This window comes from Comamonas sp. UBA7528, from assembly GCF_002479375.1.
Classification (GTDB): domain Bacteria; phylum Pseudomonadota; class Gammaproteobacteria; order Burkholderiales; family Burkholderiaceae_C; genus Comamonas.
Window position 1 is genome coordinate 77764 of sequence record NZ_DLMU01000009.1, and the last position, 13367, is coordinate 91130.

12 protein-coding genes are annotated in these 13367 nt (G+C 65.5%); 4 read left to right on the plus strand and 8 right to left on the minus strand.

Annotation, left to right across the window (positions count from 1 at the left end; all coding sequences use genetic code 11):
• Window positions 1–71 precede the first annotated feature (71 nt).
• The 6 genes from B3349_RS11525 to B3349_RS11550 all read right to left on the minus strand — a co-directional run bounded on the left by B3349_RS11525 (window position 72) and on the right by B3349_RS11550 (window position 6082).
• Window positions 72–713, minus strand: coding sequence for a bifunctional 4-hydroxy-2-oxoglutarate aldolase/2-dehydro-3-deoxy-phosphogluconate aldolase (locus B3349_RS11525; RefSeq protein WP_291588721.1), 642 nt, complete (start codon window positions 711–713; stop codon window positions 72–74).
• Entirely contained in the window at window positions 695–2524 is a 1830-nt protein-coding gene (edd, locus tag B3349_RS11530; protein WP_291588723.1) for a phosphogluconate dehydratase, read from the minus strand. The genes B3349_RS11525 and edd overlap by 19 nt, the downstream gene beginning before the upstream one ends.
• A 96-nt stretch (window positions 2525–2620) precedes the next feature.
• Window positions 2621–3640: a TRAP transporter substrate-binding protein gene (locus tag B3349_RS11535; RefSeq protein WP_291588726.1), complete on the minus strand. Its 1020-nt coding sequence runs from the start codon at window positions 3638–3640 to the stop codon at window positions 2621–2623.
• A gap of 48 nt (window positions 3641–3688) precedes the next feature.
• Window positions 3689–4969, minus strand: coding sequence for a TRAP transporter large permease (locus tag B3349_RS11540; protein ID WP_218332210.1), 1281 nt, complete (start codon window positions 4967–4969; stop codon window positions 3689–3691).
• 12 nt (window positions 4970–4981) lie between these two features.
• Window positions 4982–5488 carry a TRAP transporter small permease gene (locus B3349_RS11545; RefSeq protein ID WP_291588728.1) on the minus strand — a complete coding sequence of 169 codons (507 nt, stop codon included), beginning with the start codon at window positions 5486–5488 and terminating at the stop codon, window positions 4982–4984.
• Window positions 5489–5518: 30 nt separating this feature from the next.
• A complete protein-coding gene (locus tag B3349_RS11550; RefSeq protein ID WP_291588730.1) occupies window positions 5519–6082 on the minus strand; it encodes a gluconokinase in 564 nt (187 codons plus the stop codon).
• A gap of 155 nt (window positions 6083–6237) precedes the next feature.
• Between B3349_RS11550 and gntR the strand changes: the two genes are divergently transcribed.
• A complete protein-coding gene (gene gntR / locus B3349_RS11555) occupies window positions 6238–7311 on the plus strand; it encodes an HTH-type transcriptional regulator GntR (RefSeq protein WP_291588731.1) in 1074 nt (357 codons plus the stop codon).
• A gap of 112 nt (window positions 7312–7423) precedes the next feature.
• Here gntR and B3349_RS11560 read toward each other — a convergent pair whose 3' ends face one another.
• Window positions 7424–8314 carry a LysR family transcriptional regulator gene (locus B3349_RS11560; RefSeq protein WP_291588732.1) on the minus strand — a complete coding sequence of 297 codons (891 nt, stop codon included), beginning with the start codon at window positions 8312–8314 and terminating at the stop codon, window positions 7424–7426.
• 103 nt (window positions 8315–8417) lie between these two features.
• Here B3349_RS11560 and B3349_RS11565 point away from each other — a divergent pair, with 103 nt between their 5' ends.
• The 3 genes from B3349_RS11565 (at window position 8418) to B3349_RS11575 (ending at window position 11685) form a co-directional block, all read left to right on the plus strand.
• Window positions 8418–9392 carry a Bug family tripartite tricarboxylate transporter substrate binding protein gene (locus B3349_RS11565; RefSeq protein ID WP_291588734.1) on the plus strand — a complete coding sequence of 325 codons (975 nt, stop codon included), beginning with the start codon at window positions 8418–8420 and terminating at the stop codon, window positions 9390–9392.
• 69 nt (window positions 9393–9461) lie between these two features.
• Entirely contained in the window at window positions 9462–10295 is an 834-nt protein-coding gene (locus tag B3349_RS11570; RefSeq protein WP_291588736.1) for a substrate-binding domain-containing protein, read from the plus strand.
• A 322-nt stretch (window positions 10296–10617) separates the two neighbouring features.
• Complete coding sequence (locus B3349_RS11575) at window positions 10618–11685, plus strand: porin (RefSeq protein WP_291588738.1); 1068 nt, start codon at window positions 10618–10620, stop codon at window positions 11683–11685.
• A 167-nt stretch (window positions 11686–11852) separates the two neighbouring features.
• On the opposite strand, the gene rng is transcribed toward B3349_RS11575, so the two are convergent.
• The gene (gene rng, locus B3349_RS11580) at window positions 11853–13340 is read right to left on the minus strand and encodes a ribonuclease G (RefSeq protein ID WP_066532119.1); all 1488 of its coding nucleotides are present in this window, start codon (window positions 13338–13340) and stop codon (window positions 11853–11855) included.
• Between the last annotated feature and the right edge of the window lie 27 nt (window positions 13341–13367).

The following is a 13367-nucleotide window of genomic DNA, read 5'->3' on the forward strand; positions in this document are numbered from 1 at the left end:
CGCAATCCCACGCCTTGGCGATTTTTATGGCGAACGGCTGCTGCCGTCTCTGTGCAGGCAGCGCGGGCCGCTCAGACAACGCGCAGAGCCACCGCCTCGCGAGCCAGCGCAGTGATGCGGCGCCAGTCACCCTGCTCCATCGCCTCCACCGGCACCAGCCAGGAGCCACCGACGCAGACCACGTTATTCAGCGCCAGAAACTCCCGTGCATTGCCCGGCGAAATACCGCCCGTGGGGCAAAACCGCACATCGCCAAACGGCCCCTGCCAAGCTTTGAGCATGGCCGCGCCACCGGCCTGCACGGCGGGGAAGAATTTCAGTTCGTTGAAACCATCGGCCTGGGCGGCCATGATTTCGCCGCTGGTGGCCACGCCGGGCAACAGCGGCAGCTGGAGCTCCTGGCAGGCCCGGCCCAGCGCGCTGGTATAGCCCGGACTGACCGCGAAACGCGCACCCGCATTCGCACAGGCCTGCGCATCGCCCGCGCTGCGGACCGTGCCGGCGCCCACAATGGCCTCCGGCACCGCGCGCGCAATCGCCTCGATGCACGACAGCCCCTGGGGTGTGCGCAAAGTGACTTCCAGCACACGCACCCCACCCGCGACCAGGGCCTGGGCCATGGGCACGGCATGGGCAGGGTCGTTCAGCACGATGACCGGGATGACCGGGCCATCCTGCATCAGCTCCAAGGCAGTCAGTCGTTGTTGATCCATGTGCAGGCTCCCTCTTCTGCGCTGAGCGCATGGCGCCGGAATCCGGCAAACAGTTCGCGGCCGAATCCCCGGCCATTGGCGTGGCGCAGCGCCTGCGGCATGCTGGCCACGCTGCGCTGCTCCCACTCGTCTTCGCTCACCAGCACAGCCAGCGTGCCGGCCACGGCATCCAGGCGCACCAGATCCCCGTCGCGCATCCGTGCCAGCGGACCGCCCACACAGGCTTCCGGTGAGACATGGATGGCGGCGGGCACCTTGCCCGATGCGCCGCTCATGCGGCCGTCGGTCACCAGGGCCACCTGGTAGCCCTTGCCCTGGAGCACGGCCAGCGGTGGCGTGAGCTTGTGCAGCTCGGGCATGCCGTTGGCGCGCGGCCCCTGCCAGCGCACCACGCAGACCACGTCGCGGTCCAGCTCGCCGGCCTTGAAGGCCTGCTGCAAATCGTCCTGTGAATCGAACACGCGTGCAGGCGCCTCGATCACATGGCGGTTCTCCGGCACGGCGCTGACCTTGATCACGCTACGCCCCAGGTTGCCGGACAGCAGCTTCAAGCCGCCCGTGGCACTGAACGGTGCGTTGGCGGGACGCAGCACGGACAGGTCGCCGGACACGGCGGCCTCGTGCCATGCCAGCTGCCCGTCCTGCACGATGGGAATGCAGGCGAACGCCTTCAGGCCCGGCCCGCGCACGGTCAGCACATCGCCATGCATCAGCCCGGCCTGGAGCAGCTGGCCGATCACATAGCCCGGCCCACCTGCGGCCTGGAACTGGTTCACATCGGCACTGCCATTGGGATAGACGCGGGCCAGCAGCGGCACGACCGCCGACAGTTCGGCAAAGTCGTTCCAGTCGATGGTGATGCCCGCCGCACGCGCCACCGCCACCCAGTGGATCAGGTGGTTGGTCGACCCGCCCGTGGCCAGCAGGGCCACCATGGCATTGACGATGCAGCGCTCATCCACCACATGGCCGATGGGTGCGAAGCGCCGGTTCTTGCTGATGTCCAGCACCGTGCGCATGGCTTCGCGGGTGAGCAGTTCGCGCTGGTCATCGCCAGGGTTGATGAAGGCCGTACCCGGCACATGCAGCCCCATGGCTTCCAGCAGCATCTGGTTGCTGTTGGCGGTGCCGTAGAAAGTACAGGTCCCCTCGCCGTGGTAGGCAGCCGATTCGGCGGCCAGCAGCTCTTTGCGCCCCACCAGGCCCTGGGCAGCCTGCTCCCGGACCTTGGCCTTGTCGCCATTGGACAGGCCCGAGGTCATGGGACCCGCCGGTACGAAAACCGTCGGCAGGTGGCCAAAATGCAGGGCGCCGATCAACAGCCCCGGCACGATCTTGTCGCAGACACCCAGCATCAGCGCCGCATCGAACACATCGTGGGACAGCGCGATGGCAGCTCCCATGGCAATGGCGTCCCGGCTGAACAGACTCAGCTCCATGCCCGGCGCCCCCTGGGTCACGCCATCGCACATGGCCGGCACGCCGCCCGCCACCTGGGACGTCGCACCCAGTCTGCGGGCTTCGTCCTTGAGGATGTCTGGGTAGTGTGCCAGCGGCGCATGGGCCGACAGCACGTCGTTGTAGGCCGTGACGATGGCGACATTGGGCGCCTTTTCCTCCACGATGCGGATGCGGTCTCGGCCGGGAATGCCGGCAAAGGCATGGGCCACATTGGCACAGCCCATGGATTGGGCGCCAGGCGGCCTGGCGGCCATGGCGTCCACCTGTTCAAGGTAGGCGGCGCGCGACGTGGCGCTGCGCGCACGGATGCGGCGCGTGACCTGGTCGACAATGGGGTGGATGGTACTCATGCGTGGTTCCTGCGATGCGCTCGGTGGCGCCTCTTCTCTCGTTCATGGGTGTCCAGGACACGGCCCCCTGCCGCGTCCTGAACCACCCGGTGCGCCTTACTTGGCTGCGCGTGCCTGCTTGACGGCGGCCTGCACCTCGTCCCAGGTGCCTTGGCCCACGGTCTTGGCAATGCCGGTGTTCACCGCAGTGAGCTTGTCACGCATGCGGCCGGCTTCAGCGGCAGGCAGTTCGTTGACCTGCATGCCCTTGGCCTTGATGTCCGCCAGGGCCTTGGCGGCTTCCTCGCGGGTGTCCTTGCGCTCGAACTCGCGGCTCTTGACGGCGGCATCCTGCAGCACCTTCTTTTCGGCCGCGCTCAGGGTGTCCCACCACTTCTTGCTGACGGTGACGATCCAGGGGCTGTAGACGTGGTTGGAGACCGTCAGGTACTTCTGCACTTCATAGAACTTGCTGGACAGCACCGTGTTGAACGGATTTTCCTGGCCATCGACGGCCTTCGTCTCCAGCGCCGTGAACAGCTCGGAGAACGGCAGCGGCACGGCATTGGCCCCCAGGGCTTTGAAGCTGTCGAGGAACACATTGTTCTGCATCACACGCAGCTTGACGTCGGCCAGGTCTTCCAGCTTGGCAATGGGGCGCTTGTTATTGGTGAGATTGCGGAAACCATTCTCCCAGTACACCAGGCCCACCATGCCCTTGGGCTCCAGCGTGCCCTTGACCTTCTCACCCACGGGACCGTCGAGCACCACGTCAGCCTCCTTGACGTTGCTGAACAGGAAAGGCGTGTCCCACACCGCCATCTCCGGCGACAGACCGACCAGGGTGGCCGTGGAGCCCACCATCATCTCCTGTGCGCCGCCGATCAGCGCCTGCTGCATCTGCGTGTCCGAGCCCAGCGAGGCATTGCCGATGGCCCGCACCTTCATCTTGCCACCCGTCGCCTTCTCCACCTCCTTGGCAAAGAAACGGACCGCGCGGCCTTGGTTGGAGTCATCCACCAGGCCATAGCCGAAGCGCACGATGCGCGGCTTGAAGTCCTGGGCCAGGGCCTGGCCGGTAGCGGCCAGCGTGGTGACGGCGGCCATCAGGCTGGCCAGTGCAAAGGGAATACGCATGTTCATCTCCTTGGGTTATAGGTCGTCGGTGAAATGGGAAAGACGTCGTCAGTGCATCCAGCGCAACGGGGCCAGGATGATTTGGGGGAAGAGCACAAAAAGCACTGCCAGCAGCACGTAGACCATCAGGAACGGGTTGGTGCCTTTGATTACAGTCTCCATGCGCAGCCGGCCCACACCCGCAACCACGTTTTGCACCGTACCCACTGGCGGGGTGATCAGCCCGATACAGCCCACGTAGATGAACATGAAGCCGAAGTAGATGGGATCGATTCCGGCCTTGACCGCCAGCGGCGCACAGACGGGGCCGAAGATCAGGATGGTCGGCGTCAGGTCCATGGCGGTGCCCACCACCAGCAGGAACAGCATCATCGTGGCCATGAACAGCACCGGATTGCCCAGCAGGCCGGAGAAACTGTCTGCCAGCATATTGGGCAGGTCCGCCAGCGTGATCATGTAAGCCGTCACCGTGGCCGCGCCGCACAGGAACATCACCACGGCCGTGGTCTTGGCCGCGGCCAGGAAGACGGCGTACAGCCGGCCCCAGGTCATTTCGCGGTAGATCACCATGGACACGAACAGCGCATAGACCGCCGCCACCACGGCCGCTTCGGTGGGGGTGAACACACCGCCTTTGAGACCGCCCAGAATGATGACCGGCATCATCATGGCCCAGAAGCTCTGGGCCAAGGCTTTCAGGCGCAGCCCCCAGGGCATGCGCGGGCCCCGCGACAGGTCATATTTGCGGGCAATGGACCACCAGGCAAAGATCAGGAACAGGCCCATGATCAGACCCGGCACCACCCCGGACAAGAACAGCTTGCTGATCGAGGTGTTGGTGGTCACGCCATAGATCACAAAAGGCATGGACGGCGGGATGATGGGCGCGATGATGCCGCCCGATGCCAGCAGCCCGGCGCTGTAGCTGTCGGGGTACTTCTGGTCCCGCATCATGGGCAGCAGGATCGTGGCCAGCGCTGCGGTGTCGGCGATGGCCGAGCCGCTCATCGAGGCCAGCAACACCGCCGCGCCGATGGCCACATAACCCAGACCGCCTCGGATATGGCCTACGTAAGCGCGCGCCAGGTCGATGATGCGGCGCGACAGACCGCCCGCGTTCATCAGCTCGCCCGCCAGGATGAAGAAAGGCACGGCCAGCAGCGGAAAGTTGTCGAAACCGGCCTGCAGATTCTGCGCAAGCAACTGCGAATCGAAGAAATCCAGGTGCCACATCAGCGCCACGCCCGTGAGCACCAGCGCCTGGGCGATCGGCATGCCGATCACCATGCCGCCGATCAGCACCGCCAGAAAGATCAGGGTCACAACCATGGTGTGTACTCCTTACTCGACCGAAGTCTCGGCATGGTCTTCAGCCGGCGCACCGCGGCGCAGGTCGCGCAGGGTCACCGCGATCAGGCCCAGGGCCAGCACCAGGGTGGCCGCCGCGCCCAGCGCCAGCGGGTAGCCGAGCACCGTGCTGAAACTGTTCAGCCCAGCCTGGACCTGGTCCCAGGAGCCCGACAGCAGCAGGCCCATGCATGCCAGGACCAGCAACTGCGACAGCCAGAACAGCACCCTGCGTGCAGCAGGTCCCACGCGCGAGGTCACCAGGTCGAAACCCAGGTGGCTGCCTTCGAAGGCAGCGACGATGGCACCGATGGCCACCAGCCAGACAAAGAGCAGGCGCGAAATCTCTTCGTACGACACGATGCTGGTGTGAAACACATAGCGCAGCACCACATTGACGAAGACGGCAATGACCATGCCGGCCAGCGCCAGCACCATCAGTGCCTCGGCCAGCCGCTGAAGGCGCGGCTTGGGGCCGGCTGCGGGGGAATCTGTTTGCATGTGGGGTCTCTTGATGTTGTGTTTATGTTGTCAGGTGGTCAGTGCATGGGGCCGGCCCAGCCAGGTCCGGGTGCGTTGCACGATCTCGGCCAGCGGCAGCGTGGCATCCACGCAGAGCACGGCGCCCTCGCCTTCGGGACGCTCCAGGGTCGCAAACTGGTTGGCCACCAGTTCCGGCGAGAAAAAATGTCCGGAGCGATCCTGCACACGCTGCAGCGCGGTGTCGTAGCCCAGGTCCAGGAAAACAAAGCCCACCGCACCGCTCGGGCCGGCATCGCGCAGGCGGTCACGGTATTTGCGCTTGAGCGCCGAGCAGGTCAGCACCACACCGGGACCGGGCGTAGCAATGGCCGAGTCCAGCAGGCACGTCAGCGTGTCCAGCCAGCCGCTGCGGTCTTCGTCGGTCAAGGGCGTGCCGGCCTGCATCTTGCGAATGCTTTCTTCGGCGTGGTAGGCATCCCCTTCATGCAGCGTCCAGCCCAAGGCATGCGCCAGCGACTGGCCCACGCTGGACTTGCCGCAGCCGGAGACCCCCATGACGACCAGCGCCTGGGGATTGCTTTCTGGGTGATTGACTCGGATAGCGCTATCCATGATCTTGCAAAAAAAGACAGGCCAGGGCCTGCCTTGGATTTCGGTATTCTTCCCAGCCCGGCTGCGGGTTTACGCGCAGCAACCAAGGTCTCGGGATGATTTGGTTAGCGCTATCATAACCTTCACCCCGACAGCCTCCGACCTAGGACATTCCCTTGGCCCGACACCCTCCGCCCGCTTCCCCCCCCGCTTCTGCCGAGCCTGCCCACCACCGCACCCGGTCTTCGCGTGCCAGCGGCCGCGTCACGCTCAGCGATGTGGCCCAGGCTGTCGGCGTCAGCCCCATGACGGTCTCGCGCGCGCTGCGCGGCGAGCGCCGCGTGGACCCCGCACTGGTCGAGAAAATACGGACCAGCGCCACACAGATGGGCTATGTGCCGGACCCGGCTGCGCGCGCCTTGGCTTCGCAAAAAAGCGCCCAGGTGCTGGTATTGGTTCCCATGCTGTCCAACACCCTGTTCGTGGACCTGATCGAGGCCGTGCACAAGGAACTGTTCGCTGCGGGCTACCACGCCCTGATCGGCGTGACCCACTACGACCGGGCCGAGGAAGAGCAGCTGTTGCGCACCTACCTGCCCATGCGCCCTGCGGGCCTGCTGCTCACCGGCTTTGACCGCAGCCCCACCGCACGTGCACTGGTGGCCGCCAGCAAGGTCCCTTGCGTGCATCTGATGGAACTGGGAGATGGCTCCGGCACGCCCAGCGTCGGGTTTTCACAGGCCGATGCGGGCGCCACCATCACCCGGCATCTGATGGAACGCGGCCACAGGCGCATCGCCTTTTGCGCCGGCCAGCTGGATGCACGCGTGATGCAGCGCGCCACCGGCTACCGCCGTGCATTGCAGGAGGCCGGCCTGTACGACCCCTCTCTGGAATTGCTCTGGCCCCGCCCCACGTCCATGGCGCTCGGCGCAGAACTGCTGGACGCGGCGCTGCAGCTGGAGCCTTCCCCCGATGCCCTGTTCTTCTGCAACGACGACATTGCCCAGGGCGCCTTGCTGGAAGCCCTGCGCCGGGGACTGCAGGTGCCGCAGCAGATCGCTATTGCAGGGTTCAATGACCTGCCGGGCAGCGACCAGATGGTGCCCCCACTGACCACCATACGCACGCCGCGCAGCCATATCGGCACCGAAGGCGCACGCATGCTGCTGCAGCTCATACGGGGCGAAGCCGTGGACCACCCCAGCGTGGATCTGGGGTACGAACTGGTGGTGCGGCAAAGCAGCTGAGGCAGCCTGGCTGCACAGGCGGTACGCAGTGGCTGCGGCAGCGACTGCAGCCCGTCACGGGCGCCAAACACCACACCGTTGACCGGCCCCGGGTGCCGGACAGGACGACCGTTCACAGCGTTTGAATCAGGCGCTGCCTCAGTGCGTGCGCCGCATGGCTCAGCACGCGGTCCCGCCGCTGCAGCAGACCCAGGGTACGCCACACATCGGGAGCTGCCAGCGGCACTCCGCAGATGCGCAGATGGTCCTGGCGCAGAGCCAGCTGCGGCACCACTGCCAAGCCCAGGCCGGCCTCCACCAGGGCCAGAGCGCCAGTGACATGGTTGCACTCGTGCCAGGCCACGGGTTGTTCGGGCAGCCCGGCCATCACCTGGTCCAGCAAAAGCCGATTGCCGCTCGTGTGAGACACGGAGACCAGGCGCTTGCCCGCCAACTCCGCCCACTCCACCTGGCTGCGATCGGCCCAGGCGTGGTCGCGCGGCATGGCCAACACATAGCGCTCGCGCGTCAGCGCCTCGAAGCGCAGGGCAGGCTCCTGGCTGCCCGTGAAACTCAGGCCGAAATCCGCTTCTCCGCGCAACACCGCCTCCACCACCTGCTGCGCGCTTTCGTCCATCACACGTACCTGCACATCGGGCTGCTCCTGCGCGAAGGCCTTCAGTACGGGGGGCAGCAGACTGGTGGCTGCCGAAGGAATGCAGGCCACCGCCACACGGCCACGGCGCAGCTTCACCTGGTCGTCCACACGCTGCACGGCCTCATCCAGCATGGCCAGAGCTCGGCGTGCCTCCTGCAGGAACTCATGACCCACATCCGTCAGCGCCACATGCCGTGTGGTGCGCTCCAGCAACCGTACCCCCAGCACGGACTCCAGCCGCTCCACACGCCGGCTCAAGGCAGGGGGTGAAAGGAACAACGCCTCCGCAGCCAGGCGAAAACTGGCTTTCTCCGCCGTGGTCACGAAGGCGACCAGCTCTCCCATATCGAATTTGATGCTCTGCACGCAACAGTCCTTCCAAAAGTTGCAATTCACAGAATAACACCCGCTGCATAGGATGGCGCCCTTGAAAACGCTGGCACCGGCCAGCACGCAATGGAGACAAAAAATGTACCAACGCAGACTGGTCGCGGGCGGTGCCCTGGCAGCCGTTCTTTCCCTGGCCGCAGGCCCTGCACAAGCCCAGGCCTTTCCTCCCAAGAAGCCCGTGACCATGGTGGTCGGCTTCGCAGCCGGAGGCTCCGCCGACATTGCAGCGCGCGTCATCGCCAAGAAGCTGGGCGAGAACATCGGCCAGAGCGTGGTGGTGGAAAACAAACCCGGCGCGGGCGGCAACCTGGCGCATGCACAGGTGGCCAATGGCCCGTCCGATGGCTCGGTGCTGTTGTTTGGCTCCATCGGGCCGCTGAGCATCGCACCCCATTTCATGAAAACCGGCTACGACCCGCTCAAGGATCTGGCCCCCATCACCATGGGCGTGAACTTCCCTAACGTGCTGGTCGTGCCTGCCAGCACGGGCATCAAGACACTGGGCGAGTTCGTGGCAAAAGCCAGGCGGGAACCCGGCAAGCTCGACTTCGCGTCCACGGGACCGGGTTCCGCCTCGCACCTGGCCGGTGAACTGCTCAACGATGTCGCCAGGATAGACACCCTGCATGTGCCCTACAAGGGCGGCGCACCCGCCCTGCAGGACGTGCTGGGCAACCGGGTCACTTCCTTCTATGCAGCGCCGCCCACCGCCCTGCCCCACATCGAGTCCGGCAAGCTGATCCCGCTGGCCACCACGGGGCTCACGCGTCCGGCTTACCTGCCCAACGTGCCCACTGTGGCCGAGAGCTTTCCGGGCTTCAACGCCACCAACTGGTACGCCTTCGTGGCGTCTGCCAAGACCCCCAAGCCCCTGCTGGACCGCTGGAACACCGAGCTGGTCAAGGTGCTGAACACCCCCGAAGTACGCGACAACCTGCTCAAGCATGGCCAGACCGCCGCGCCTGGCAGCCGCGAGGAACTGGGACAGTTCATCGCCGCCGAACATGCCAAGTGGGGACGCATCATCCGCGAGCGAAAGATCACAGCCGACTGATTCCCGCGCCGGGCGGCCGCCACGGCCGCCATCCCGAACCCGACACACAAAAAATACAGGAGACACACCATGACCGCCATCGCCACCCACCACAACCCTTCTCACCTGCGCCGCCGCACCCTGGGCGCGCTGCTGGGTGTCGCCCTCTGCGCAGGCCTCGCCCTGAGCACCGCTGCGCCCGGTACGGCGCATGCGGACGAGATCCGCGTCGTGACCTCTGGCGGCTTCTCGGCCGCCTATGACCAACTGGTACCGCTGTACGAGCAAGCCACAGGGCACAAGGTCATCACCTCGCGCGGCGCTTCCATGGGCAACGCATCCGACTCCATTCCCAGCCGTCTGGCGCGCGGTGAGCAATTCGACGTGATCATCCTCGCGGATGCAGCCCTGGACCAGCTGGCCGCGCAAGGCAAGGTGGAAACCGGCAGCCGCGTGGACCTGGCACGCTCCATGATCGGCATGAGCGTGCGCAAGGGTACGCCCAAGCCGGACATCAGCACAGTGGGGGCGCTCACACAGACCCTGCTGGACGCCAGATCCATCGCCTACTCGGCCAGCGCCAGCGGCACCTATCTGGCCAACGAACTGTTTCCGCGCCTGGGTGTGGCCGAGCAGATCAAAGGCAAGGCCACCCGCATCCTCAGCGAGCGCGTCGGCGCGGTCGTGCTGCGCGGCGACGCCGAAATCGGCTTCCAGCAGGTCAGTGAACTGCTGCCGTTCAAGGAACTGGACTTCGTCGGTCCCTTGCCCGATGAAGTCCAGCAGCGGGTGTTCTTCTCCGCAGGCGTGGCCGTCGGTGCCCAAAGCCCCGCCACAGCACGCCACCTGATCAGCTTCCTTGCGGCACCGGCAGCAGCACCCATCGTGCGCAGCACCGGCATGGAGCCGGCAAAGAAGCCTTGACCACCTGAGCCGCCGCGCTGCTCCTGTTTGGCACGCGGGAGGGGCCCGTTTTCTCGGTACGGCGCTGCGCAGCCCGCACTAGGCCCTTGCCTGGTGTCTCTGGGTGGAGACGCGCCAGTCCATGTCAAAGGCCGCGGTGGCTGCACAGCGCCATCTGCCGATGCGCCCCGACGGGCCCAGCCGCGGCCCCCGCGCAGGGGCCAGCCCCCCTTTCATCCGTCTCGGCATACCGAGCTCCAGCATCCTTTGCAGCACGTCTGCGGCGACGGGGTAAACACGCCGTTGCCGTGTACCGCTGCCCGGCCCCTTCATTTTCATGTCCATGAACACCCCAACCCTGCTCCTGGCCACCCTGGCAATCGCACCGCTGTCGGCGCTTGCACAATCCAGCCTCACGATCTACGGCATTGCAGACACCGGAGTGCGCTACACCAGCGGCCTCACCGCGTCCAACGCCGCCAGTGCCGCCTCCAGCACCGCCGTTTCCAGCGGCGTCAACACCACCAGCCGTGTCGGCTTCCGTGGCCGCGAAGAGCTGGGCGGTGGCCTGTACGCCCTGATCAACCTGGAGACCGGGCTGAACCTCGACACCGGCACCCCCATCAGCTCCAACAAATTCTTTGACCGCGCGTCCATCGTGGGCCTGGGCGGAGGCTGGGGCCAGGTCACGGCCGGCCGCCAGACCAACCTGCTGGCAGACGCCATCAGCCCCGTCGATCCCGCTGGCATGCGCTTCGCCTCCTTCAACCCCAACATCGCCACCGCTGCGCTCAGCAGCCACGGACTGGGGGTGGAGTACGGCAGCGCAGGCTCAACCACTGGCTCCTACCGGCTGGACAACTCCCTCAAATACACCGGCCGCTTCAGCAGTCTCACCGCACGTGCCATGTACAGCTTTGGCGAAACCGCACAAGGTGGCGCAACCCGTTCCTCCACCGGCGCGGGCCTGGCCTATGGCACACCGACCTGGACGGTCTCAGGGGCCTACCAGCGCTTCCAGACAGCAGACCAATGGGCGTTGAAGGCGGCCACCCTGGGCGCCTCCTACCAATGGGAGCGCCTGCGTTTTGCACTGAACACAGCGCGCAGCGAGGCCCAGACGTCTGCCTCCAGCAGCCACACGGTGCAGCGCGTGCACTCTGTGGGAGTCACCTGGTCACCTCACCACACACTGGACCTGACGGCCTCCCTGTACCGCGTGGAGCGCGAGCGCAGCGGCTGGCGGCCGGACGGCTACCACCGCGCCCTGCTGTTTGCAGAATACAAGCTCTCGCACCGCAGCAAACTCTATGGAGAGCTGGACCGCACCCGCTGGAGCGGAAGATTCCAGGGCGGGCAGAACAAGGAGGCGGCGACGGGGATCACTGCGGGGCTGGTGCACAGCTTCTGAACGCAGTTGCAGCCACGGCCTGCGTCCGCAACTGCGATCGCAGCCGGGCATGCACTGCCCGCATGTACCGGTATCCACCCGGATGCCTGCCCCGGAATCCTGTCCAACCCCAGGAGAAAATCCTGGCTGTCGCTGATTTCACGGTAAAGGAGTGCCCTCGTCCCTTGTCACAGCAGCACGATGTCGTACTGCTCCTGGCCCATACCGTTTTCGGACTGCAGCGAAATGGGCTTGCCGATGAAATCCGACAGCCCCGCCAGATGCTGGCTTTCCTCGTCCAGGAACATGTCCACCACCTTGGCATTGGCCACGATGCGGAACTCCTTGGGATTGAACTGGCGCGCTTCGCGCAGGATTTCCCGCAGCACGTCGTAGCACACGCTGCGCACGGTCTTGACGCTGCCCTTGCCCATGCACTGCGGGCAGGGCTCGCACAGCATGTGCGCCAGCGATTCGCGGGTGCGCTTGCGCGTCATCTCCACCAGACCCAGCTGCGAAAAGCCCCCGGCCATGGTCTTGACCCGGTCGCGCCCCAGTTGCTTGCGGAACTCGGCCAACACCTCCTGCTGGTGCTCCTCGCGCACCATGTCGATGAAGTCCACGATGATGATGCCGCCCAGGTTGCGCAGGCGCAGTTGGCGGGCAATGGCCTGTGCCGCCTCCAGATTGGTCTTGAAGATCGTGTCGTCGAAGTTGCGCGCACCGACAAAGCCGCCGGTGTTGACGTCGATCGTGGTCAGCGCCTCGGTCTGGTCCACGATCAGATAGCCCCCGGATTTGAGGTCCACACGCCGGCCCAGCGCCTTGGCAATTTCCTCGTCCACGGAATACAGATCGAAGATCGGCCGCTCGCCCTTGTACAGCTGCAGCTTGGGGACCGAGCTGGGCATGTACTCCTTGCCAAAGCCCATCAACGCCGCAAACTGTTCCTGCGAATCGATGCGGATGCTCTGCGTCTGCTCCCCCACCAGATCGCGCAGCACCCGCTGCAGCAGATTCAGGTCCTGGTGCAGCACCGACATGGGCGGCAGGCGCACCGACGCATCCTTGATGCGTGCCCAGGTCTTGCGCAGGTAGGCAATGTCCTCGCCCAGCTCGCCATCACTGGCGTCTTCACCGTTGGTGCGCAGGATGAAGCCCCCGCCACCGCCTTTTTCCTTGGTTCCCACCAGGGCCTGCAGACGGCCGCGCAGCGCATCGCGCTCTTCCGAAGGTATTTTCTGCGACACGCCAATATGGTCGTCCTGCGGCAGGAACACCAGCAGCCGCCCGGCAATGCTGATCTGGGTGGACAGGCGCGCACCCTTGGTGCCAATGGGGTCCTTGATGACCTGCACCATGATGGACTGGCCTTCGAACACCTGCTTCTCGATCGGTACCGGCGGCTCGTTCTTGCGCGCGAACATGGGCGCATCACCGTTTTCCTGGCGGTGCCACACATCGGCCACATGCAGGAAGGCGGCGCGCTCCAGGCCGATGTCGATGAAGGCGGACTGCATGCCCGGCAGCACGCGCGACACCTTGCCCAGATAGACATTGCCCACCAGGCCGCGTTCCAGCGGGCGCTCGATGTGCAACTCCTGCACCGCGCCACCTTCGATGATGGCGACCCGGGTTTCCTGGGGCGACCAGTTGATCAGAATGTCTTGTTGCATGGGGAGGTAACTTCCAGGAAATCAGAA

Coding starts and splice junctions, on each gene's coding strand:
- B3349_RS11525 (WP_291588721.1), bottom strand. CDS start 713: ATGGATCAACAACGACTGACTGCCTTGGAGCTGATGCAGGATGGCCCG.
- edd (WP_291588723.1), bottom strand. CDS start 2,524: ATGAGTACCATCCACCCCATTGTCGACCAGGTCACGCGCCGCATCCGT.
- B3349_RS11535 (WP_291588726.1), bottom strand. CDS start 3,640: ATGCGTATTCCCTTTGCACTGGCCAGCCTGATGGCCGCCGTCACCACG.
- B3349_RS11540 (WP_218332210.1), bottom strand. CDS start 4,969: ATGGTTGTGACCCTGATCTTTCTGGCGGTGCTGATCGGCGGCATGGTG.
- B3349_RS11545 (WP_291588728.1), bottom strand. CDS start 5,488: ATGCAAACAGATTCCCCCGCAGCCGGCCCCAAGCCGCGCCTTCAGCGG.
- B3349_RS11550 (WP_291588730.1), bottom strand. CDS start 6,082: ATGGATAGCGCTATCCGAGTCAATCACCCAGAAAGCAATCCCCAGGCG.
- B3349_RS11565 (WP_291588734.1), top strand. CDS start 8,418: ATGTACCAACGCAGACTGGTCGCGGGCGGTGCCCTGGCAGCCGTTCTT.
- B3349_RS11570 (WP_291588736.1), top strand. CDS start 9,462: ATGACCGCCATCGCCACCCACCACAACCCTTCTCACCTGCGCCGCCGC.
- B3349_RS11575 (WP_291588738.1), top strand. CDS start 10,618: ATGAACACCCCAACCCTGCTCCTGGCCACCCTGGCAATCGCACCGCTG.
- rng (WP_066532119.1), bottom strand. CDS start 13,340: ATGCAACAAGACATTCTGATCAACTGGTCGCCCCAGGAAACCCGGGTC.